Origin of the sequence: Aeromonas sp. 2692-1 (assembly GCF_013085505.1) — a bacterium.
GTDB classification, from domain to species: domain Bacteria; phylum Pseudomonadota; class Gammaproteobacteria; order Enterobacterales; family Aeromonadaceae; genus Aeromonas; species Aeromonas hydrophila.
On the sequence record NZ_CP038513.1, the window covers coordinates 1680001 to 1699456 of the forward strand.

Annotated in this window: 14 protein-coding genes, 1 tRNA gene and 2 rRNA genes (1 of these 17 cut by a window edge); 10 read left to right on the top strand and 7 right to left on the bottom strand. The window is 64.0% G+C overall.

Annotated features, from left to right (window positions below):
* The 4 genes from E5E97_RS08265 to E5E97_RS08280 all read left to right on the top strand — a co-directional run.
* Window positions 1-2158, top strand: a 23S ribosomal RNA gene (locus E5E97_RS08265) (it extends 731 nt beyond the left edge of the window).
* A gap of 83 nt (window positions 2159-2241) precedes the next feature.
* Window positions 2242-2356 (top strand): 5S ribosomal RNA (gene rrf / locus E5E97_RS08270).
* Window positions 2357-2453: 97 nt separating this feature from the next.
* Window positions 2454-2530: transfer RNA gene (locus E5E97_RS08275), tRNA-Asp, on the top strand.
* Between the two features lie 356 nt (window positions 2531-2886).
* A complete protein-coding gene (locus E5E97_RS08280; protein WP_118881893.1) occupies window positions 2887-3387 on the top strand; it encodes an NUDIX domain-containing protein in 501 nt (166 codons plus the stop codon).
* Window positions 3388-3416: 29 nt separating this feature from the next.
* Here the strand turns inward: E5E97_RS08280 and E5E97_RS08285 are convergent, their stop codons facing one another.
* Both E5E97_RS08285 and E5E97_RS08290 read right to left on the bottom strand, forming a co-directional pair.
* Window positions 3417-4700 carry an ATP-binding protein gene (locus E5E97_RS08285; RefSeq protein WP_162902027.1) on the bottom strand — a complete coding sequence of 428 codons (1284 nt, stop codon included), beginning with the start codon at window positions 4698-4700 and terminating at the stop codon, window positions 3417-3419.
* Window positions 4697-5377: a response regulator transcription factor gene (locus E5E97_RS08290; protein WP_118881892.1), complete on the bottom strand. Its 681-nt coding sequence runs from the start codon at window positions 5375-5377 to the stop codon at window positions 4697-4699. Before E5E97_RS08290 ends, E5E97_RS08285 begins: the two co-directional genes overlap by 4 nt.
* Before the next feature lie 149 nt (window positions 5378-5526).
* Here E5E97_RS08290 and E5E97_RS08295 point away from each other — a divergent pair, with 149 nt between their 5' ends.
* The gene (locus E5E97_RS08295; RefSeq protein ID WP_118881891.1) at window positions 5527-6687 is read left to right on the top strand and encodes an efflux RND transporter periplasmic adaptor subunit; all 1161 of its coding nucleotides are present in this window, start codon (window positions 5527-5529) and stop codon (window positions 6685-6687) included.
* A gap of 2 nt (window positions 6688-6689) precedes the next feature.
* Window positions 6690-8636, top strand: coding sequence for a MacB family efflux pump subunit (locus E5E97_RS08300; protein WP_171280151.1), 1947 nt, complete (start codon window positions 6690-6692; stop codon window positions 8634-8636).
* A 304-nt stretch (window positions 8637-8940) separates the two neighbouring features.
* Here the strand turns inward: E5E97_RS08300 and E5E97_RS08305 are convergent, their stop codons facing one another.
* The 5 genes from E5E97_RS08305 to E5E97_RS08325 form a co-directional block, all read right to left on the bottom strand.
* Window positions 8941-9777, bottom strand: a complete 837-nt coding sequence (locus E5E97_RS08305; protein ID WP_011704713.1) for a transporter substrate-binding domain-containing protein — start codon at window positions 9775-9777, stop codon at window positions 8941-8943.
* A complete protein-coding gene (locus tag E5E97_RS08310) occupies window positions 9774-10535 on the bottom strand; it encodes an amino acid ABC transporter ATP-binding protein (RefSeq protein ID WP_118881889.1) in 762 nt (253 codons plus the stop codon). Before E5E97_RS08310 ends, E5E97_RS08305 begins: the two co-directional genes overlap by 4 nt.
* On the bottom strand, window positions 10532-11194 hold the full coding sequence (locus tag E5E97_RS08315; RefSeq protein WP_161646621.1) for an amino acid ABC transporter permease: 663 nt from the start codon (window positions 11192-11194) through the stop codon (window positions 10532-10534). Before E5E97_RS08315 ends, E5E97_RS08310 begins: the two co-directional genes overlap by 4 nt.
* A gap of 92 nt (window positions 11195-11286) precedes the next feature.
* Window positions 11287-11952 (bottom strand): amino acid ABC transporter permease, encoded by a 666-nt coding sequence (locus tag E5E97_RS08320; RefSeq protein ID WP_118881887.1) that lies wholly within the window; start codon window positions 11950-11952, stop codon window positions 11287-11289.
* Entirely contained in the window at window positions 11949-13160 is a 1212-nt protein-coding gene (locus E5E97_RS08325; protein ID WP_118881886.1) for a threonine synthase, read from the bottom strand. Before E5E97_RS08325 ends, E5E97_RS08320 begins: the two co-directional genes overlap by 4 nt.
* 235 nt (window positions 13161-13395) lie before the next feature.
* On the opposite strand from E5E97_RS08325, the gene E5E97_RS08330 reads away from it, so the two are divergent.
* The 4 genes from E5E97_RS08330 to E5E97_RS08345 all read left to right on the top strand — a co-directional run bounded on the left by E5E97_RS08330 (window position 13396) and on the right by E5E97_RS08345 (window position 19408).
* Window positions 13396-15543 (top strand): prolyl oligopeptidase family protein, encoded by a 2148-nt coding sequence (locus E5E97_RS08330; RefSeq protein ID WP_118881885.1) that lies wholly within the window; start codon window positions 13396-13398, stop codon window positions 15541-15543.
* A gap of 203 nt (window positions 15544-15746) precedes the next feature.
* On the top strand, window positions 15747-17906 hold the full coding sequence (locus tag E5E97_RS08335) for an AsmA family protein (protein WP_171280152.1): 2160 nt from the start codon (window positions 15747-15749) through the stop codon (window positions 17904-17906).
* Between the two features lie 175 nt (window positions 17907-18081).
* A complete protein-coding gene (locus tag E5E97_RS08340; RefSeq protein WP_171280153.1) occupies window positions 18082-18618 on the top strand; it encodes a GNAT family N-acetyltransferase in 537 nt (178 codons plus the stop codon).
* A gap of 55 nt (window positions 18619-18673) precedes the next feature.
* A complete protein-coding gene (locus E5E97_RS08345) occupies window positions 18674-19408 on the top strand; it encodes an SDR family oxidoreductase (protein ID WP_171280154.1) in 735 nt (244 codons plus the stop codon).
* The last annotated feature ends 48 nt before the right edge of the window (window positions 19409-19456 follow it).

Here is a 19456-nt window from a genome sequence, read left to right on the forward strand (position 1 = left end):
ACGTTGCAAAGTTAGGGGATGACCTGTGGCTGGGGGTGAAAGGCCAATCAAACTCGGAGATAGCTGGTTCTCCCCGAAAGCTATTTAGGTAGCGCCTCGGACGAATACTACTGGGGGTAGAGCACTGTTTGGGCTAGGGGGTCATCCCGACTTACCAACCCCATGCAAACTCCGAATACCAGTAAGTAATATCCGGGAGACACACGGCGGGTGCTAACGTCCGTCGTGAAGAGGGAAACAACCCAGACCGCCGGCTAAGGTCCCAAAGTTCTGGTTAAGTGGGAAACGATGTGGGAAGGCTCAGACAGCTAGGATGTTGGCTTAGAAGCAGCCATCATTTAAAGAAAGCGTAATAGCTCACTAGTCGAGTCGGCCTGCGCGGAAGATGTAACGGGGCTCAAACCAGGCACCGAAGCCGCGGATTCACGCTAAGCGTGAGTGGTAGGGGAGCGTTCTGTAAGTCTGCGAAGGTGTGTCGAGAGGCATGCTGGAGATATCAGAAGTGCGAATGCTGACGTAAGTAACGATAAAGGGGGTGAAAAGCCTCCTCGCCGGAAGACCAAGGGTTCCTGTCCAACGTTAATCGGGGCAGGGTGAGTCGACCCCTAAGGCGAGGCCGAAAGGCGTAGTCGATGGGAAGCAGGTTAATATTCCTGCACGACTTGTAATTGCGATGGGGGGACGGAGAAGGCTAGGTGGGCCAGGCGACGGTTGTCCTGGTGAAAGTGCGTAGGTGGTGTTTCTAGGCAAATCCGGAGACACAACACTGAGACACGAGACGAACGCACTACGGTGCGGAAGCCATTGATGCCCTGCTTCCAGGAAAAGCCTCTAAGCTTCAGATTACAAGTCATCGTACCCCAAACCGACACAGGTGGTCGGGTAGAGAATACCAAGGCGCTTGAGAGAACTCGGGTGAAGGAACTAGGCAAAATAGAACCGTAACTTCGGGAGAAGGTTCGCTCTTGACAGTGAAGTCCCTTGCGGATGGAGCAGTTGGGAGTCGCAGTGACCAGATGGCTGGGACTGTTTATCAAAAACACAGCACTCTGCAAACACGAAAGTGGACGTATAGGGTGTGACACCTGCCCGGTGCCGGAAGGTTAATTGATGGGGTTAGCGCAAGCGAAGCTCTTGATCGAAGCCCCGGTAAACGGCGGCCGTAACTATAACGGTCCTAAGGTAGCGAAATTCCTTGTCGGGTAAGTTCCGACCTGCACGAATGGTGTAACCATGGCCATGCTGTCTCCACCCGAGACTCAGTGAAATCGAATTCGCCGTGAAGATGCGGTGTACCCGCGGCTAGACGGAAAGACCCCGTGAACCTTTACTACAGCTTGGCACTGAACATTGAACCTACATGTGTAGGATAGGTGGGAGGCTTTGAAGGCGTGACGCCAGTTGCGCTGGAGCCGTCCTTGAAATACCACCCTTGTATGTTTGATGTTCTAACGCAGGCCCATGAATCTGGGTCGCGGACAGTGCCTGGTGGGTAGTTTGACTGGGGCGGTCTCCTCCCAAAGAGTAACGGAGGAGCACGAAGGTTGGCTAATCCTGGTCGGACATCAGGAGGTTAGTGCAATGGCATAAGCCAGCTTAACTGCGAGACGGACAGGTCGAGCAGGTACGAAAGTAGGTCATAGTGATCCGGTGGTTCTGAATGGAAGGGCCATCGCTCAACGGATAAAAGGTACTCCGGGGATAACAGGCTGATACCGCCCAAGAGTTCATATCGACGGCGGTGTTTGGCACCTCGATGTCGGCTCATCACATCCTGGGGCTGAAGTCGGTCCCAAGGGTATGGCTGTTCGCCATTTAAAGTGGTACGCGAGCTGGGTTCAGAACGTCGTGAGACAGTTCGGTCCCTATCTGCCGTGGGCGTTGGATGATTGAAGGGAGTTGCTCCTAGTACGAGAGGACCGGAGTGAACGAACCTCTGGTGTTCGGGTTGTCACGCCAGTGGCACTGCCCGGTAGCTAAGTTCGGAATCGATAACCGCTGAAAGCATCTAAGCGGGAAGCGAGCCCTGAGATGAGTCATCCCTGACCCCTTGAGGGTCCTAAAGGGCCGTTGGAGACCACAACGTTGATAGGTGGGGTGTGTAAGCGCGGCGACGTGTTGAGCTAACCCATACTAATTACCCGTGAGGCTTAACCATACAACACCCAAGAAGTGTTCTAAGGCTTGTAGCAGATACCGAGAACGAACAACAAAATCAGCTTTCTTAGATTGAAGAATTTGCCTGGCGGCCATAGCGCCGTGGAACCACCTGAACCCATGCCGAACTCAGAAGTGAAACGCGGTAGCGCCGATGGTAGTGTGGCATTCGCCATGCGAGAGTAGGACACTGCCAGGCACCCAATTAAACAGCGCCGTGCACATCACGACGTTGGCCGAGAGGATGACACCTCATTGAAGCGGCAGACAATTTAGCAAAAAGCTAACCAGACAGCGGAGCGGTAGTTCAGTCGGTTAGAATACCGGCCTGTCACGCCGGGGGTCGCGGGTTCGAGTCCCGTCCGCTCCGCCACTAATTTGAAAGGCCTTCCCTGATGGGAAGGCCTTTTTGCTATCTGGTTTTGGCGAATGAAATAAGGAAACAAAGGACCACAGGGAGGTCTGCGACTTGCCACTGACAACTCGGTCCCTGTCTGTGGTCCTTTGTGCTTGAGCCGGACTCTGTCTGTCTCCCCGTCCGCTCCGCCACTACTATAAGAAGCCCAGTCTAACGACTGGGCTTTTTTTCGCTTGATTCCCTCAGTATTACCTCTCCCCCTCTTCTATATCCCGCTGATTTATCACGTCATGGGTGTTGTGCCTCTAGGCTTTCCATCAGGGAGGGAGTTCGGCATACAATGCGCCTTTGGTGTCAGATGGGAGTCCCCTATGTTTTGTCCGCGTTGTGGTTCCGGATCGCTGCAACAGCGCAGTGAGAAAGAGTTTGCCTGTGGCTGCGGTTTTCACTATTTCCAGAATGTGGCGTCGGCCGTGATGGTGGCGCTGTGCTGGCAGGACGAGCTGCTGGTCGCGGTGCGGGCCCGGGATCCCGGCCGGGGCTTGCTGGATCTGCCGGGTGGCTTCGTCGATCCCGGCGAATCGCTGGAGGAAGCCTTGGTGAGGGAGCTCAAGGAGGAACTGGGACTGGATCTGACGGGGGAGTCGCCGCGCTACCTGGGCTCCTATGCCAACGTCTATCCCTATGACGAGGTGACCTATCACACCTGCGACACCGTCTTTCTGCTGGAGTTGGCAGACAAGCCTTTGGTGGTGGCGGCCGACGATGTGGCCGCCTGCGAGTGGCGCAAGCTGGCCGGCATTGCCCCTGCCGAGTTCGCCTTTCGCTCTACCGGAGCCGCCATCAGTCAGTTGCAGCGGCTGCGGGGCTAACCGATAGCAGTGATGACAGGGCGGAGCAGCTAGCCCGGCAAGTGGAGGGTGACGATCAGGCCGCCCTCTTCGCCGTTTCTGGCGTCGACCCGTCCGCCCTGGGCCTGGATCGCCTTGCGGGTGATGGCAAGGCCCAGCCCATAACCCTTGCCCGCTGCGGGGGAACCGATCCGCACGAAGGGATCGAAGATGCTGGAGAGCTTGCTCTCATCCACCCCCATCCCCTGATCCGCTACCTCGACGATGAACTCATCGCCCTGCCGCATCAGGGTCAGGCGAATGGTCTGGCCTGCTTGCGAGAAGCGCAGGGCATTGCGCAGCACGTTGTCGAGGGCCCGGCGGATCAGCTCCGCCTGTCCGCAGACTGTGTATTCCAGGGGCTCATCCACCCAGGTTTTGATCTCGACTCCCATGTGCTGCGCCTCGTAGCGGGCATCGCTCACCACGGCGTCGACCAGCCCCTGCAGATCGTAATACTCCTCGCCGTCCCGCTCGCCATGGCCGGCGCGGGTGAGGGTCAGCAGTTCGCCGATCATCTTGTCCATGCGCTGGGTCTCGAGCTGGATCCGCTCGAGGGATCCCTCGATCCTGGCCGGATCCTGCTGGGCCAGGCCGATGGCCAGCTGCAACCTGGCAAGGGGGGAGCGCAGCTCGTGGGAGACGTCGTGCAGCAGCTGCTCGCGACTCTCCACCAGCAGTTGCAGCCGCTCAGCCATGGCATCGAAGTCGTGGGCCGCATCGCTGATCTCGTCGTGGCGCCGCCGCATGGCGGGGTAGAGGCGCACTGCCAGATCCCCCTGGGCGAGGCGCTCGAATCCCTGCCGGAAGCGGTTCATGGGGCGGGTCAGGTGCCAGGCGAGCAGGGCGCTGAAGAAGAGACCGCCAAGCCCGCCGATCCACCACATGGGGGGCGGCATGTTGAGCCAGTTGCGGCGGGGCTGGGGTGGTGCCAGCAACTGCTGCAGGCCGGTACTGTCGTAGTCGAGCCGGTAGTGCCGGCCATCGGCTCCCAGCAGGATGCGGCCACCCTGTGTTGTGGATGGCTCTGCTGCGACCGGTTCAAGCTGCAGCAGCCTTCGCTCCCGGGCCGGCCAGCTGGCCTGCAGGGCCGCAACTGCAGCCGGTCCCAGCCGCTGCAACAGGCTGGCAGCGGTGGTTAGCTGACGCTCGGCCAGCTGATTTGCCATCCGCTGCTCCGGCGGCCCTTCGTGGCGATAGAGGCTGAACGCCACCCACAGCAGCTGGCTCATCATGATGATGGTGAACCAGAAGCCGAACAGGATCTTCCAGAACAGGCGCCCCTTGAGGATCATGCCAGCCGGTATCCTATGCTTCGCACCGTCTCGATGCCGACGGCTTCGCCCGCCAGGGCTTGCAGCTTCTGGCGGATATTGCAGATGTGCACGTCGACGCTGCGATCATAGGGCTCGCGCGGGCGGCCAAGCCCGTGCAGGGAGAGCTCATCTTTGCTGACCACCCGCTCCGGCGAGTGCAGCAGCAGTTCCAGCAGGTTGAACTCGGTGGCGGTCAACTCCAGCGGCTGCGCCTGCCAGTGACACTGACGGCTGGCGGGGGAGAGCACCAGCTCGCCAAGGCGCAGACCCTGCTCTTTGCCTGGATGGGCGGGGGCAGGCTCGACCCGGCGCAGCACGGCCCTCAGCCTGGCCACCAGTTCCCGCGGGTAGCAGGGCTTGGGCACATAATCATCGGCTCCCATCTCCAGCCCGATCACCCGATCGATGTTGTCTCCCTTGGCGGTGAGCATGATGACGGGGATCCGGCTGTCGCGGCGGATGTGGCGCAGCACCTCGCTGCCATTCAGATCGGGCAGCATGATGTCGAGCACCACGGCGGCATAGTTGCCGGAGAGGGCGTGCTGCACGCCGCTCTTGCCAGTCAGCACGTGGGTGGTGGCAAAGCCTTCGCCGCTCAGGTATTCGCTCAGCATGGTGCCAAGCTCCAGATCATCGTCCACCAGCAGGATCTTCATCGCTCTTCTCCGTCTCGGGTTGGCGCCATTTTCCCGTGTCCGTCTCCGCCTGGCAGCTGCTTTTACGCAATCCTTACACTGCCCTGCAAGAGGCTTAACCGGACATTGGAGTAGATTGCCCGGGTCTGTTTCAGCCAAGGATATCCGCGATGGCCCGTGCCCGTCTCCTCGTTGTTCGCCTGCTGCTGCCCGCCCTGGTGTTGATCGGTGCCGGCTGGCTGCTGCTGCCTTCCACTGCGGCACCAACCGCCTCTTACATCACAGCCCCGGTCGAGCAGCGGGATCTGGAGCAGAGCGTGCTGGCTGACGGCACCCTGCAGGCCCAGAAGCTGGTGAGCGTGGGGGCGCAGGTGTCGGGGCAGATCAAGGCGCTGCACGTGGCGCTGGGGGACGAGGTGAAGCAGGGCGATCTGCTGGTCGAGATCGACGATCTCACCCAGCAGAACGCCCTCAAGGATGCCGAAGCCGCCCTCGACAACGTGCAGGCCCAGCTGGCCTCGCGCCGGGCAACTCTGCGCAACAACCAGCTGGTCTTCGAGCGCCAGCGCAAGGTGCTGGATCGGGGATTGGGCAGCCAGGCCGACTACGACAGCGCGGAGGCGACCCTGACGGCGACCCGCGCCGACATCCGGGCGCTGACGGCGCAAGCGGTGCAGGCCCATATCGCGGTCGACACCGCCAGAGTGAATCTGGGTTATACCCGCATCGTCTCCCCCATGGCGGGCACCATAGTGGCGATCCCGGTGGAGCAGGGGCAGACGGTCAACGCGGTGCAGAGCACCCCGACCATGGTGAAGGTGGCGCGGCTCGACACCATGACGGTGGAGGCGCAGATCTCGGAGGCGGACGTGATCAGGGTGAAGGCCGGCCTGCCCAGCTATTTCACCGTGCTGGGGGCGCCCGAGCAGCGCTACCAGGCCCGTCTGCGCGCCATCGAGCCCGCCCCCGACACCATCAACGACGACACGACCAGCAGCAGCTCGACCAGCACGGCCGTCTACTACCATGGTCTGTTCGAGGTGGAAAATCCACACCGGGCCCTGCGCATCGGCATGACAGCCCAGGTGCACATAGTGCTGGCGACCGAGCGCAACGCCCTGGTGATCCCGGCCATCGCCCTGAGCGGTGACAGGGTGCAGGTGGTGGATGATGCCGGCCAGCCCCAATGGCGGCCGGTGAAGGTGGGCCTCAACAACAAGGTGGATGCCCAGATCCTGGCGGGGTTGACCGCCGGGGAGGCCGTGGTGGTCAGTCAGCTGACGGCCCAGCGCCAGCAGAGCGGGCGAATGGGCCCACCGATGGGGATGTGACCATGAGGGAACCACTGTTGCAACTGAGCGGGATCCGCCGCCATTTTGGTGACGGGGAGCGACGCGTCGAGGTGCTCAAGGGGATCGACCTGACCATAGCGCGGGGCGAGATGGTGGCGATCGTCGGCGCCTCCGGCTCCGGCAAATCGACCCTGCTCAACATTCTGGGCTGCCTCGATCAGCCGAGCGAGGGTAGCTATCGGGTGGCCGGACGGGAGACGGGACGGCTAACGGCCGATGCGCTGGCAACCCTGCGCCGCGAGCACTTCGGTTTCATCTTTCAGCGCTACCACCTGCTGGGGGATCTCAGTGCCCGCGACAACGTGGCGCTGCCTGCGCTCTATGCCGGGTTGGCCGGCGATGCGCGCAAGGCGAGGGCCGAAAGCCTGCTGCAGCGGCTCGGGCTCGGCAGCCGGCTCGACTACAAGCCGAGCCAGCTCTCCGGCGGCCAGCAGCAACGGGTCAGCATTGCCCGCGCCCTCATCAATGGCGGTCAGGTGATCCTGGCGGACGAGCCGACCGGCGCCCTCGACAGCCAGAGCGGAGCCGAGGTGCTCGGCATCCTGGGCGCGCTCCATCGGCAGGGCCACACGCTGGTGCTGGTGACCCACGACATGGCGATTGCCGAACAGGCCGAGCGGATTATCGAGCTGAAAGATGGCGAGGTGGTGGCCGACCGTCGTCGTGAGCCGACACCGCCGTCCCCTGCGCCAACCACTCCCCGTACCGACACCGAGGGATGCGGCGCTCTGGCCGGGAGGCTCGGCGCCGCCTTCAAGATGGCGCTGCTGGCCATGCAGGCCCAGCGCATGCGCACCTTCCTCACCATGCTCGGCATCATCATCGGCATCGCCGCCGTGGTGTCGGTGGTGGCGCTGGGACGCGGTTCCCAGCAGCAGGTGCTGGCCAACATCAATGCCATGGGCACCAGCACCCTGGAGATCTTCCCCGGCAGCGGCTTCGGTGATCGGCGGGCCGAGGCGGTCCAGACCCTCAGGGTGGAGGATGCCGAGGCCCTCGCCGGGCTCGGCTATGTGCACAGCGTGACTCCCAGTCTGGCCACCAGCGTCACCCTGCGCCGGGGCAGCCAGGCGGTGCTGGGTTCGGTGAACGGGGTGGGGGAGCAGTTCTTCCAGGTGCGCGGCTACCGATTGCTGCAGGGCATGCTGTTCGATACCGCCAGCGTGACCACACTGGCGCAGGAGGTGGTGATCGACGAGAACAGCCTGGCGCGCCTGTTCGGTGCGGGGGAGTCGCCGCTCGGTCAGGTGATCCTGCTGGGTAGCCTGCCGTGCCGGGTGATCGGGGTGGTGGCCCGCAACCAGAGCGGCTTTGGCAGCGACGAGAACCTCAACGTCTGGATCCCCCATACCACGGCCATGACGCGGATGCTGGGCCAGAGTCACCTGCGCAGCATCAGCGTGCGGGTGCAGGACGAGGTGGCGCTGGCCGCCGCCGAGGATGGCATCAGCCGCTTGCTGCGTGAACGGCACGGCGCTCAGGATTTCTTCGTGCTCAACACCGACAGCATCCGCCAGGCGATCACCAGCACCAATGCCACCCTGACCCTCTTGATCGCCATGATTGCGCTCATCTCCCTGGTGGTGGGCGGCATCGGGGTGATGAACATCATGCTGGTGTCGGTGAGCGAGCGCACCCGCGAGATCGGCGTGCGGATGGCGGTGGGGGCCAGAACCAGCGACATACTGCAGCAGTTCTTGATCGAGGCGGTGCTGGTCTGCCTGCTGGGCGGGGTGGCCGGGGTGCTGCTCTCCCTGCTGATCGGCGTCTTGTTCGAGCACTTCAGCAGCCAGTTCACCCTGAGCTACTCCCTGGACGCCGTGCTGATGGCCTTCTTCTGCTCGAGCCTGATCGGCGTGCTGTTTGGCTTCTTCCCGGCGCGGCGGGCGGCGCGGATGGACCCCATCCACGCACTGGAGCGGGAGTAGGCACTCTCTTCGGCGCCTGCGGCGCCACCCCATTCGCCGGCGCTGCCGAGGGCTCATCCCGCCTCGGTGGCCTGGCGAGTTGGCCGGACGGCACCCTGTGCCAGTCCGGCAGCCTGAACCGTGTCATCGACGTGACACAGCCTGCTCTGCGCGGGTTTTCAACCGGGCCCCTGGCCCGGTTCTTTTTCTCATGCGAAAAAAAGGCGCCACCCGAGGGGGACGCCTGAAAGGTCAAACCTTGCGGTTTGCGGACCAACGGAACCAAGATTTCACACACATCACACTTTCAGCACTTCTGGCAGGCTCAGCCCTGCCACTTGCCTCCTTCCACTATCACGTCGTTGGGATCGGTATCGGCGCTCAGTTTGTCGCGCACATACTGGTCGTAGAGTTTCAGCAGGTACTTCTCTTCCCCCAGCTTGGCGAGGCGGTCGTTGACCCAGTCACGCAGCTCGATATTGCCCTTCTTCACCGCCGGCGCGATGGGGTCTTCCGAGCCCAGCTTTTCGGGCAGCACCCGATAGCCCGGGTTCTCCTTGGCCCAGCTGAAGAGCACCAGGTTGTCCTGGGCATAGGCGTCACCGCGGCCCTGGGCCAGCGCCTGCAGGGATTCGGTATTCTTCTCGAACTTGAGCACCTTCCAGTCCGGGTGGTTGCGGGTCAGCCAGATGTCGGCCGTGGTGCCGGTGGTGACGATCAGGGTCTTGCTGGCCAGGTCGTCGAGCTGCTTGGCCGGGCTCCCTTGTGGCACCAGCACCTGCACCGCCACTCGCAGGTTCGGGTTGGTGAAGTCCACCACTTGCCGCCGCTCCGGGGTCACCGTCATGTTGGCGAGGATGAGATCCACCTTGTCGCTCTGCAGGAAAGGGATGCGGCTGGCGGGCTCCACTGCCACGAACTCGACCTTGTTCTCGTCCCCCAGCAGGTCCTTGGCGAAACGGCGACCGAGGTCGGTGTCAAAGCCGACGTAGTTGCCCTTCTCGTCCACATAGCCGAAGGGGGGCTTGTCGGTGAAGACGCCGACGATGAGCTTGTCGCGGGCCTTGATCTTGTCGAGGGAACCGTCCGCCGCATGGGCGGCGCCGCTGGCGAGACCCAGTCCCAACAGGGCGCTGAACAGAACCGAGGTGATTTTTTTCATGCTGACTCCTTTCGTTTGATGACATTGGTATAAGAAAACTTGGCGAGGAACTGGCGGGCACGCTGGCTGCGCGGGTTCTCGAAAAATTGATGGGGGGCGGCCTGCTCCAGGATGTGGCCGCCGTCCATGAAGACGATGCGATCGGCCACCGCCTGGGCGAACGCCAGCTCGTGGGTGACGATGAGCAGGGTCATGCCGCTGCCGGCGAGATCGCGGATCACCTCCAGCACCTCCTGCACCATCTCGGGATCCAGCGCAGCGGTCACCTCGTCAAACAGCATCACCTGGGGGTTCATGCACAGGGCCCGCACGATGGCGATGCGCTGCTGCTGGCCGCCGGAGAGCTGGCGCGGATAGTCGTGACGTCGCTCCCACAGGCCGATGCGGGTCAGCAGCTGTTCCGCCTGCAGCAGGGCCTCCTTCCGCTCCCGCTTCTGCACCTGCAGGGGGCCGAGCAGCACGTTCTCCAGCACCGTCAGGTTTGGGAAGAGGTGATAGCTCTGGAACACCATGCCGATGCGCTGGCGCAGTCGCTGCCAGTCGGTGCTGGCATCCAGCCGCTCTCCATCAAAGCGAATCTCGCCCCCCTGAATGGGTTCGAGCCCGTTGAGGGTGCGCAGCAATGTGCTCTTGCCGCAGCCGCTCGGCCCCAGGATGACGATCACTTCCCCGGCGTTCACCGTGAGGCTGACCTCGTCCAGTACCCGGTTTTGGCCGAATTGTTTGCTGACAGCATTGAGCTCAAGCAGAGGTGTCATACAGCATTACCCCATTGTTGCTCCAGCCGGCGCGAGGCGAGCGAGAGCGGATAGCAGACCAGAAAAAAGAACAGGAACAGCAGACCGTAGATGAGCAGCGAACCATAGGTACGCTCGATGATCTGCTGGCCCACCTTGATCACCTCCACCACCCCGATCAGCACCGCCAGCGAGCTGGTCTTGATGATGCGGGTGTAGATGTTGATGGTCGGCGGCGTCAGCCGTTGCAGCGCCTGGGGCAGCAGCACGTGGCGATAGAGCTGCCAGCGGGAGAGCCCGAGCGCCAGGCCGGCCTCCTGCTGGCCGCGGGCGAGGGAGTTGAGACCACCGCGCACCACTTCACCCACCTCGCTGGCGCCCCACAGGGCCAGCACCAGCACGGCGCACCAGAAGGCCGGGATGTCCAGGCCAAAGAAGATCGGCAGCCCGAAGAAGAAGAGGTAGAGCCAGACCAGCACGGGCACCACCCGAAACAGCTCCAGATAGACTCGCAACACTCCCCGAGTCAGCCTTCCCCCCTGCTGGGCCAGCACGCCGTAACCGACCCCGCCCAGGGTGGCGAACAGGATGGCGAGCAGCGAGATGGCGAGGGTCTGACCCGCGCCCACCGCCAGCAGCGGCAGCGCCTGCGTCAGCTGCTCAGTGACCGGACTGGCCATATTGAACCCTCCTTTCCAATCCACGCAGGGCGAGTGATGACGATGATGGGGCGATCTGCTCCCTCATCGAAGACAGCCTCAGTCCAGATAACTCAGTGACCGAACTGACCATGTTGCAGCCTCCTTTCAACGACCCGCAGGGCGAGGGACAGCGGCAGGAAGATCAGCACGCACATCAGGGTCAGCACAGCCAGCATCTCGTAGGTCTTGTAGTAGAGGGCTATGTAGTTCTTGGTGGTGTAGAGCAGCTCGGGCACGGCCACCGCCGAGGCCACGGTCGTCTCTTTGAGCAGAAAGATGAAGTTGGCAAACAGCGCCGGCAGGCTGGCGAGCCAGGCCTGGGGCAGCTGGACGTGGCGCAGCAATTGCCAGCGGGAGAGACCGATGGCTCGCCCCGCCTCCAGCTGGCTGGGGGGAATCGCCTGAATGCCCGCCCGCAGCGCCTCGGTCAGGTAGCCGCCGCCGAGGAAGGTCATGGCGATCACCGCCGTGGCAAAGCCCGACAGAGACAGGCCGAGCGCAGGCAGCCCGAAGTAGAGAAAGAACAGCTGGATCAAGAGCGGCGTGTTGCGGGCCAGCTCCACATAGGCGCGGATCACCCCGTTCAGCCAGGGCTTGTGCAGGCTTTGCAGCGTCACATTGAGCAGCGCCACGACGAGCGAGGTGAGGAGCACGATGGCGCCGAGCTGCAAGGTGACCCAGACCGATTGGCCGAACGCCGGCAGGGTGGTGAGAACAAAGGACCAGTCGAAGCTCATGCCGGGATCCTCCCGTCGCGACGCAGCCGCTGGGGCACGACCGTGATGGCATCCGGGTACTTGATGCCGGCGCCGGTGTTGAGCACCACCACCCGTTCGCCTCCCTGGATCCAGCCCGCTTCCCGCAGCTGGCGGGCGGCGGCGAAGGCGGCCGCCCCTTCCGGGCAGACGAAGCAGCCCTCCTGAGAGGCGAGCTGACGCAGCTCGCGCTGGATGGCGCCATCTTCCACCGCGACGGCGCAGCCCTCGGTGCGATAGAGGGCGTCCAGCACCAGAAAATCCCCCAGCGCCTTGGGCACGTTGATGCCGAACGCCAGGGTCTGGGAGTCGGGCCAGAAGCGCGATTCGCGCTCCCCCTGCTGCCAGGCCTGGACGATGGGGGCGCAGCCGCTCGCCTGCACCGCCACCAGACGCGGCAGCGGCCCCTGTACCCAGCCCAGCTCCTGCAACTCCCGCAGCGCCTTGTAGATGCCGATGAGGCCGACCCCGCCGCCGGTGGGGTAGAGGATCACGTCCGGCAGAGTCCAGCCGAGCTGCTCGGCGATTTCAAACCCCATGGTCTTCTTGCCCTCGATGCGATAGGGCTCCTTGAGGGTGGAGGTATCAAACAGCCCCTGCTGCGCCACCGCCTCGGCCACCTGGCGACCGGCGTCGCTGATGAGGCCGTCCACCAGGTAGAGGCGGGCACCGGCCAGGGCGCTCTCCAGCCGGGTGATGGCGGGGGCCGCCTGCGGCTGGACTATGGTGCTGCGCAAGCCGGCACGGGCGCCGTAGAGTGCCCAGGCCGCGCCGGCGTTGCCGTTGGTGGGCATGGCGAAGTGGGTGACACCGAGTTCGCGGGCGCGGGAGACGCCGACCGCGGCGCCGCGGGCCTTGAAGGAGCCGGTGGGGGTGAGGCTCTCATCCTTCATCCAGAGATCCGGAATGCCGACCTGCTTGCCGAGGCGCGGCAGCGGCAACAGCGGGGTGAAGCCTTCCCCCAGGGTGACCACCTGGGCGGGGTCGCGCACCGGCAGCAGCTCGTGGTAACGCCACAGGCTGGCGGGGCGCCCCAGCAGGGCGGCCGGATGCCAGGCCTGCTTCAGGGCCTCGAGGTCGTAGCTGGCCAGCAAGGGGGCGCCGACCGGGCTCAGCTGCTGGGGCTGATCGGCATCCACAATCTCGCCGGTCTTGCTGCAACGCAGATGTGATAGGTAGCTGTACGGCATGCTTTATCCTGAATGAGTCGAGATGGTCAGTCGCTTATTCCATCCTGTGACCCAAGTGCCGGATAACAAACAAAATAAACTGGCAAACCTAAGCGAAAAAATTCATATGACTCCGATTGGTCAGGATTGTGGCGGTTTCCCGCTCATGTCGCGTGCTCACCCGCTGGGGGGTTGGGCCGTCCGGCACTCTTTGCTAACCTGCCCGCTTCACCCGAAATCGCAGGGAGCCGCATCGATGCGAGCCATTGTCAGCCTGCTGGCCCTGTCACTGCTGTGTGCGTGCAGTGGCCAGTCAACCAAAGAGGATGCCATGTCAGGGAAAGCGCACCTTCACTACCCCGTCACCCGCCAGGGTGAGCAGGTGGATCACTACTTCGGCCAAGCCGTGGCCGACCCCTATCGTTGGCTGGAGGATGATCGCAGCCCCGAGACCGAGGCCTGGGTCAAGGCCCAGAATGCCGTGACCCGGGACTACCTGGCACAGATCCCGTATCGCGCCGCCATCAAGGAGAAACTCGCCTCTTCCTGGAACTACGCCAAGGAGGGGGCGCCGTTTCGCGAGGGGCGCTACCACTACTTCTTCAAGAATGACGGCCTGCAGAACCAGAACGTGCTGTGGCGTCAGTTGGAGGGCAAGCCGGCCGAGGTGTTCCTCGATCCCAATACCCTCAGCCCCGATGGCACCACGGCGCTGGATCAGCTGAGCTTCTCCCGCGATGGCCGCATCCTGGCCTACTCCTTGTCGCTGGCGGGCAGCGACTGGCGCGAGATCCACTTGATGGACGTAGAGAGCAAGCAGCCGCTGGAGGCGCCCCTCAAGGACGTGAAGTTCAGCGGCATCAGCTGGCTTGGCAACGAGGGCTTCTTCTACTCGAGCTACGACAAGCCCGACGGCAGCGAGCTGTCGGCCAAGACCGATCAGCACAAGGTCTATTTCCACCGGCTCGGCACGGCGCAGGAGGATGACCGGCTGGTGTTCGGCGCCATCCCGGCCCAGCACCACCGCTACGTGGGGGCGACCGTCACCGAGGATGACCGCTTCCTGCTCATCTCGGCGGCGAACTCCACCTCCGGCAACCGCCTCTATGTGAAGGACCTGAGCCAGGAGAACGCGCCGCTGCTGACGGTGCAGGGGGATCTGGACGCGGACGTGAGCCTGGTGGACAACCAGGGCAGCACGCTTTATTTGCTGACCAACCGGGACGCCCCCAACCGCCGGCTGGTGACGGTGGATGCCGCCAACCCGGGGCCGGCCCGCTGGCGGGATCTCATCCCCGAGCGTCAGCAGGTGCTGACGGTGCACAGCGGCAGCAGCTATCTGTTTGCCGAGTACATGGTGGATGCCACCGCCCGGGTCGAACAGTTCGACTACGAAGGCAAGCGGGTGCGCGAGGTGGCACTGCCCGGCCTTGGCAGCGTCAGCGGCTTCAACGGCAAGCACGATGATCCCGCCCTCTACTTCGGTTTCGAGAACTATGCCCAGCCGCCCACCCTCTACCGGTTCGAGCCAAAGAGTGGCGCCATCAGCCTCTATCGCGCCTCGGCGGCGCCGTTCAAACCGGAGGATTATGTCTCCGAGCAGCGCTTCTACCAGAGCAAGGACGGCACCCGGGTGCCGCTCATCATCAGCTACCGCAAGGGGCTGAAACTCGATGGCAGCAACCCGACCATCCTCTACGGCTATGGTGGTTTCGACGTGAGCCTGACTCCGAGTTTCAGCGTGTCGGTGGCCAACTGGCTGGATCTGGGGGGCGTCTATGCGGTGGCCAACCTGCGCGGGGGCGGCGAGTACGGCCAGGCCTGGCACCTGGCTGGCACCAGGATGAACAAGCAGAACGTGTTCGACGACTTCATCGCGGCGGCCGAGTACCTCAAGGCCGAGGGCTACACCCGCACCGATCGGCTGGCGATCCGCGGTGGCTCCAACGGCGGTCTGCTGGTGGGGGCGGTGATGACCCAGCGGCCGGATCTGATGCGGGTCGCCCTGCCGGCGGTGGGGGTGCTCGACATGTTGCGCTACCACACCTTCACCGCCGGGGCAGGCTGGGCCTATGACTATGGCACCAGCGCCGACAGCGAGGCGATGTTCGACTACCTGAAGGGCTACTCGCCGCTGCACCAGGTGCAGCCAGGGGTCAGCTACCCCTCGACCCTGGTGACCACGGCGGATCACGACGATCGGGTGGTGCCGGCCCACTCCTTCAAGTTTGCCGCCACCCTGCAGGCCGACAATGTGGGCCCCCATCCCCAGCTCATCCGCATCGAGACCAATGCGGGGCATGGGGCGGGCACGCCGGTGGCGAAGCTTATCGAGCAGAGTGCGGACATCTATGCCTTCACCCTGTACGAGATGGGCTATCAGCAGTTGCCGCGTCAGCCTTGATCCGGGCAAGACGGACGCCAGCCATCCACTGACATCAGGGCCCTGCGGGGCCCTTTTCATTGCCGCGCGTTGGCAGGGCTGCGCTGGCAGCACTCGCTGCGACCATCCCTGTCTCGCCGCTGGCCCGTTTTGGCAGACGGGCCCCATCTGTCATCCCCCCGGTGGTATAGTCAGCAACAAGATCCGCATTCAAGGAGTCCATCGTGAAGAAGATCATCTACATCCTGCTGGGGTTGGCGCTGGCGGCCGTAGTGGCCATCGCCGCCCTGGTGTCCCTCATCGATCCCAATCAATTCAAGCCCCAGCTGGTGGAACAGGTGCGCAAGAGCACCGGCCGCGAGCTGGTGATACAAGGGGATATCGGCTGGCGTTTCTGGCCAAGCCTCGGCCTCTCCCTCGAGCAGGTGGCGCTGCGCAACACCGCCGGCTTTGCCGAGCCCGACCTGGTGCGCTTCACGCGCGGGGAGGCCTCGGTGGGTCTGCTGCCGCTGCTCTCCCACAAGCTTGAGATCGGCAAGGTGACCCTGAGCGGCGCTCACCTGTTTATCCAGACCAAGGCTGACGGCAGCTCCAACCTGAGCGATCTGCTCAAGGCCTCCGCCGAATCCAAGGGGGAGGTGACGACCTCCGAGCCCGCCGCAACGACGTCCCCGCCCGCCAGTGACAAGCAGCCCTGGCAGATCAGCCTGCAAGGGGTGGAGCTGCAACAGGCCAGCGCCCTGCTGCAGGACGATCGCAACGGCACCGTCTCCCGCCTCGAACAACTGGACCTGAACCTGGGCCAGCTGGCGGTAGATCAGTGGGTGCCGGTGACTCTGGCCGCCAAGGGGGCCCAGGGTGAGCTGGCGTTTGATCTCAAGGGGTCGGCCCAGCTCAAGCTGGCGCCCGATGCCAGCCGCAGCGAGCTGAAAGATGTCGCGCTGGCGGGGAGCCTGAGCGAACCGACCCAGCGGCTGGATGCCTTCTCCCTCAAGGCCGACCGGCTGGCGCTGGGGCAGTGGAGCAGCCTCACCCTCAGTCTGCAGGGGGCCCAGGGGGCGGCGGACAAGCCGACCCTGGCCGGTACGCTGGAGGGCACCCTCAAGGCGCGGCTCGATGAGAACCGGCAACTGCTGGAGGTATCGGATGCCGTGCTGGCCGCCAAGCTGAGCGGCGATGCCCTGCCGCGCCCACAGATGCAGGTGAAGCTGGCGGGCTTTGCCCGCGCCGAGCTGGGCAAACAGGCCGTCACCCTCAGCAACCTGGTGATGGGGGTGGATGATGCTCTGCTGAGCGGCAACGGCAGCGTGCAGCTGGGCGCCGTGCCCAAGGTGGCGTTCGACCTCAAGGGGGAGAAGCTGGATCTCGACAGTTGGCTCGGTCAGCCGGCCAAGGCTGCACCTGCGACCGCCACCTCAGGCGCTGCAGCGCCGGCCGGGGCGCCGGCACAGACCACCGCGCCCGCCGCCAAGGCGCTCTCAACGCAAGAGCCCGACCTGACCGCCCTCAAGGCGGTGGACCTGGCTGGCCGACTGCAACTGGGCAGTTTGCGATTGAAGGGACTGGATCTGAGCGCCGTCGACCTGCAGCTCGCCCTGGCCGGTGGCCAGCTCACCCTCAAGCAGTTCAGTGCCGGGGTGGCCGGCGGTCAGGTGACAGCCAGCGGCGTGCTCGATGCCCGTCAGCAGCCGGCCCGCTATCAGGTGCACAAGCGGGTACATGGGGTCGATGTGCGGCCGCTGCTGCAGTCCCTGGCCCAGACCGACCTGCTGGAAGGCAAGGGGGATCTGGAGGTCGAGGCGCAGGGCTCAGGACTCTCCGAGCAGGCGCTGCGCAGCCGGATGCAGGGCAAGGTGAGCCTCAGACTGAGCGATGGTGCCCTGCACGGCATCAATCTGGCGGAGATGATCCGTGAGGCGCGGGCCACCCTGACCGGCAAGGGGGCGGATCAGGTGAAGGAGGTGCGCAAGACCGATTTCAGCGCCCTCACCGCCAGCTTCCTGATTGCCGACGGGGTTGCCAGGAGCGACGACATCCAGCTGTTTGCCCCCGCCCTGCGGGTGAAGGGGCAGGGCCAGACCGCCCTGATGCCGGAGACCCTCGACTTCCTGTTCCTCACCTCCGTGGTGGAGAGCAGCAAGGGGCAGGGGGGCAAGAGCGTGGACGAGCTCAAGGACATCACCATACCGGTGCGCATCGGCGGCTACTGGCAGGCGCCGAGCTACCGGCTAGACGTGAAGGAGTTGCTCAGCAACAACAAGCTGCTGGAGGAGAAGGCCCGCAAGGAGGCCGAGCGTGGTCTCAAGAAGCTGCTGGGTGACAAGGCCGACAACGAAGGGGTGAAGGGGGTGGCCGATCAGCTGCTCAAGGGCTTGTTCAAGTAGCCCCGGCCTTTCGCGTTATCGCCATACAGAGCCCGCCCCGTGCGGGCTCTGTGCATTGTGGGTCGCTGCCTGGCAAGGTGTCTAAGCGGGATGCTGCCGGCGCCGGTAGCAAAAGAGAAGGGTGTTTGGGCCGGACAAAGATGGTATCACTGTGGTTTTACCAAGGAGCAGATGAATGAGTCGAAGTGAAATCGCAAGAGAGACATCTCATCCGGACTGGCCACTGGTCTGGCAGATCTACGGCAGCAGCTTTCCCCGCTACGAACAGCGCCAGCCGCAGCATCAAGAGCTCAAGATGGGAGACTCCCGCTTTCACTGTCAGCTCTTTTATCAGGGCGAGCAGCTGCTCGGCTTCATCTTCTGGTGGGACTGCGGCGAGCAGATCTACATCGAACACCTGGCCATCAACCCGGCCCTGCGCGGCCAGAACCACGGCTCACGCCTGCTTGCCGCCTTCTGCGAGACGGCGGGGCGCCCGGTCATCCTGGAGATAGACCCGCCAGAGGACGAGATCGCCCTGCGCCGGCTGCGCTTCTATCAGTCACTGGGTTTTTGCCTGAACGAGCATGATCACGTGCACCCGCCCTATCAGCCGGATTATCAAGGCCATGCGCTGCGGGTGCTGAGCTATCCGGCCCCGCTCGATGAGCAGGGCTATCGGCGCTTCAACAAGGTGCTGGTGGAGACTGTGATGGATCACGGCCCGGCCTGACGCGGCCGCCATCCATCTCGCAGTGCCACCATGCGCCACATGACCAGGAGGGTCCATGAACAAACGGGTGCTGATCACCGGCGGCGGCAGAGGCATTGGCGCCGCCACCGCCCGCCATCTGGCGGGGCAGGGCTATCATCTGTGCCTCAACTATCGCCATGACAAGGCCAGTGCCGAGGCGCTGGTGGCCGAGATCCTGGCCCACCATCCGGTCCGCTGCATCGCGGTGCAGGCCGATGTCGGGGTGGAGGCCGAGGTAGTGCGTCTGTTCGAGGAGATGGACGCGCGGCTTGGCCCCGTCACCCATCTGGTCAACAACGCCGGCAGGCTGCAGCCGCAGATGCGGGTGCTGGAGATGAGCGCCGAGCGCATCAACCAGACCCTGACCACCAATGTCACCAGCTGCTTTCTCTGCTGCCGCGAGGCGGTGCGCCGGATGACGGCGGGGGGCGCCATCGTCAATGTCTCCTCGGCCGCCGCCCGGCTGGGTTCGGCGGGGGAGTATGTGGACTATGCCGCCGCCAAGGGGGCCGTCGACGTGCTGACCAAGGGGCTGTCGCTGGAGGTGGCGGCCCAGGGGATCCGGGTCAACGGGGTGCGTCCGGGTTTCATCTACACCGACATGCACGCCGACGGCGGCGAGCCAGGTCGGGTCGACCGGGTGAAGGGGCAGATCCCGCTGCAACGGGGCGGTCAGCCAGCCGAGGTGGCCGCCGCCATCGCCTGGCTGCTGTCTGACGAGGCTTCCTACGTCACCGGCACCTTTATCGATGTGGCCGGTGGGCGCTGACCCCGACCCGATGATAGATACAACAAGGGGCGCCTCGGCGCCCCTTTG

What these genes read in the sequence shown, in the direction of transcription:
- E5E97_RS08305 (WP_011704713.1), bottom strand. Translation starts at nt 9,777, where the DNA reads ATGAAAAAAATCACCTCGGTTCTGTTCAGCGCCCTGTTGGGACTGGGT.
- E5E97_RS08295 (WP_118881891.1), top strand. Translation starts at nt 5,527, where the DNA reads ATGGCCCGTGCCCGTCTCCTCGTTGTTCGCCTGCTGCTGCCCGCCCTG.
- E5E97_RS08345 (WP_171280154.1), top strand. Translation starts at nt 18,674, where the DNA reads ATGAACAAACGGGTGCTGATCACCGGCGGCGGCAGAGGCATTGGCGCC.
- E5E97_RS08310 (WP_118881889.1), bottom strand. Translation starts at nt 10,535, where the DNA reads ATGACACCTCTGCTTGAGCTCAATGCTGTCAGCAAACAATTCGGCCAA.
- E5E97_RS08280 (WP_118881893.1), top strand. Translation starts at nt 2,887, where the DNA reads ATGTTTTGTCCGCGTTGTGGTTCCGGATCGCTGCAACAGCGCAGTGAG.
- E5E97_RS08320 (WP_118881887.1), bottom strand. Translation starts at nt 11,952, where the DNA reads ATGAGCTTCGACTGGTCCTTTGTTCTCACCACCCTGCCGGCGTTCGGC.
- E5E97_RS08325 (WP_118881886.1), bottom strand. Translation starts at nt 13,160, where the DNA reads ATGCCGTACAGCTACCTATCACATCTGCGTTGCAGCAAGACCGGCGAG.
- E5E97_RS08300 (WP_171280151.1), top strand. Translation starts at nt 6,690, where the DNA reads ATGAGGGAACCACTGTTGCAACTGAGCGGGATCCGCCGCCATTTTGGT.
- E5E97_RS08340 (WP_171280153.1), top strand. Translation starts at nt 18,082, where the DNA reads ATGAGTCGAAGTGAAATCGCAAGAGAGACATCTCATCCGGACTGGCCA.
- E5E97_RS08330 (WP_118881885.1), top strand. Translation starts at nt 13,396, where the DNA reads ATGCGAGCCATTGTCAGCCTGCTGGCCCTGTCACTGCTGTGTGCGTGC.
- E5E97_RS08290 (WP_118881892.1), bottom strand. Translation starts at nt 5,377, where the DNA reads ATGAAGATCCTGCTGGTGGACGATGATCTGGAGCTTGGCACCATGCTG.
- E5E97_RS08285 (WP_162902027.1), bottom strand. Translation starts at nt 4,700, where the DNA reads ATGATCCTCAAGGGGCGCCTGTTCTGGAAGATCCTGTTCGGCTTCTGG.
- E5E97_RS08315 (WP_161646621.1), bottom strand. Translation starts at nt 11,194, where the DNA reads ATGGCCAGTCCGGTCACTGAGCAGCTGACGCAGGCGCTGCCGCTGCTG.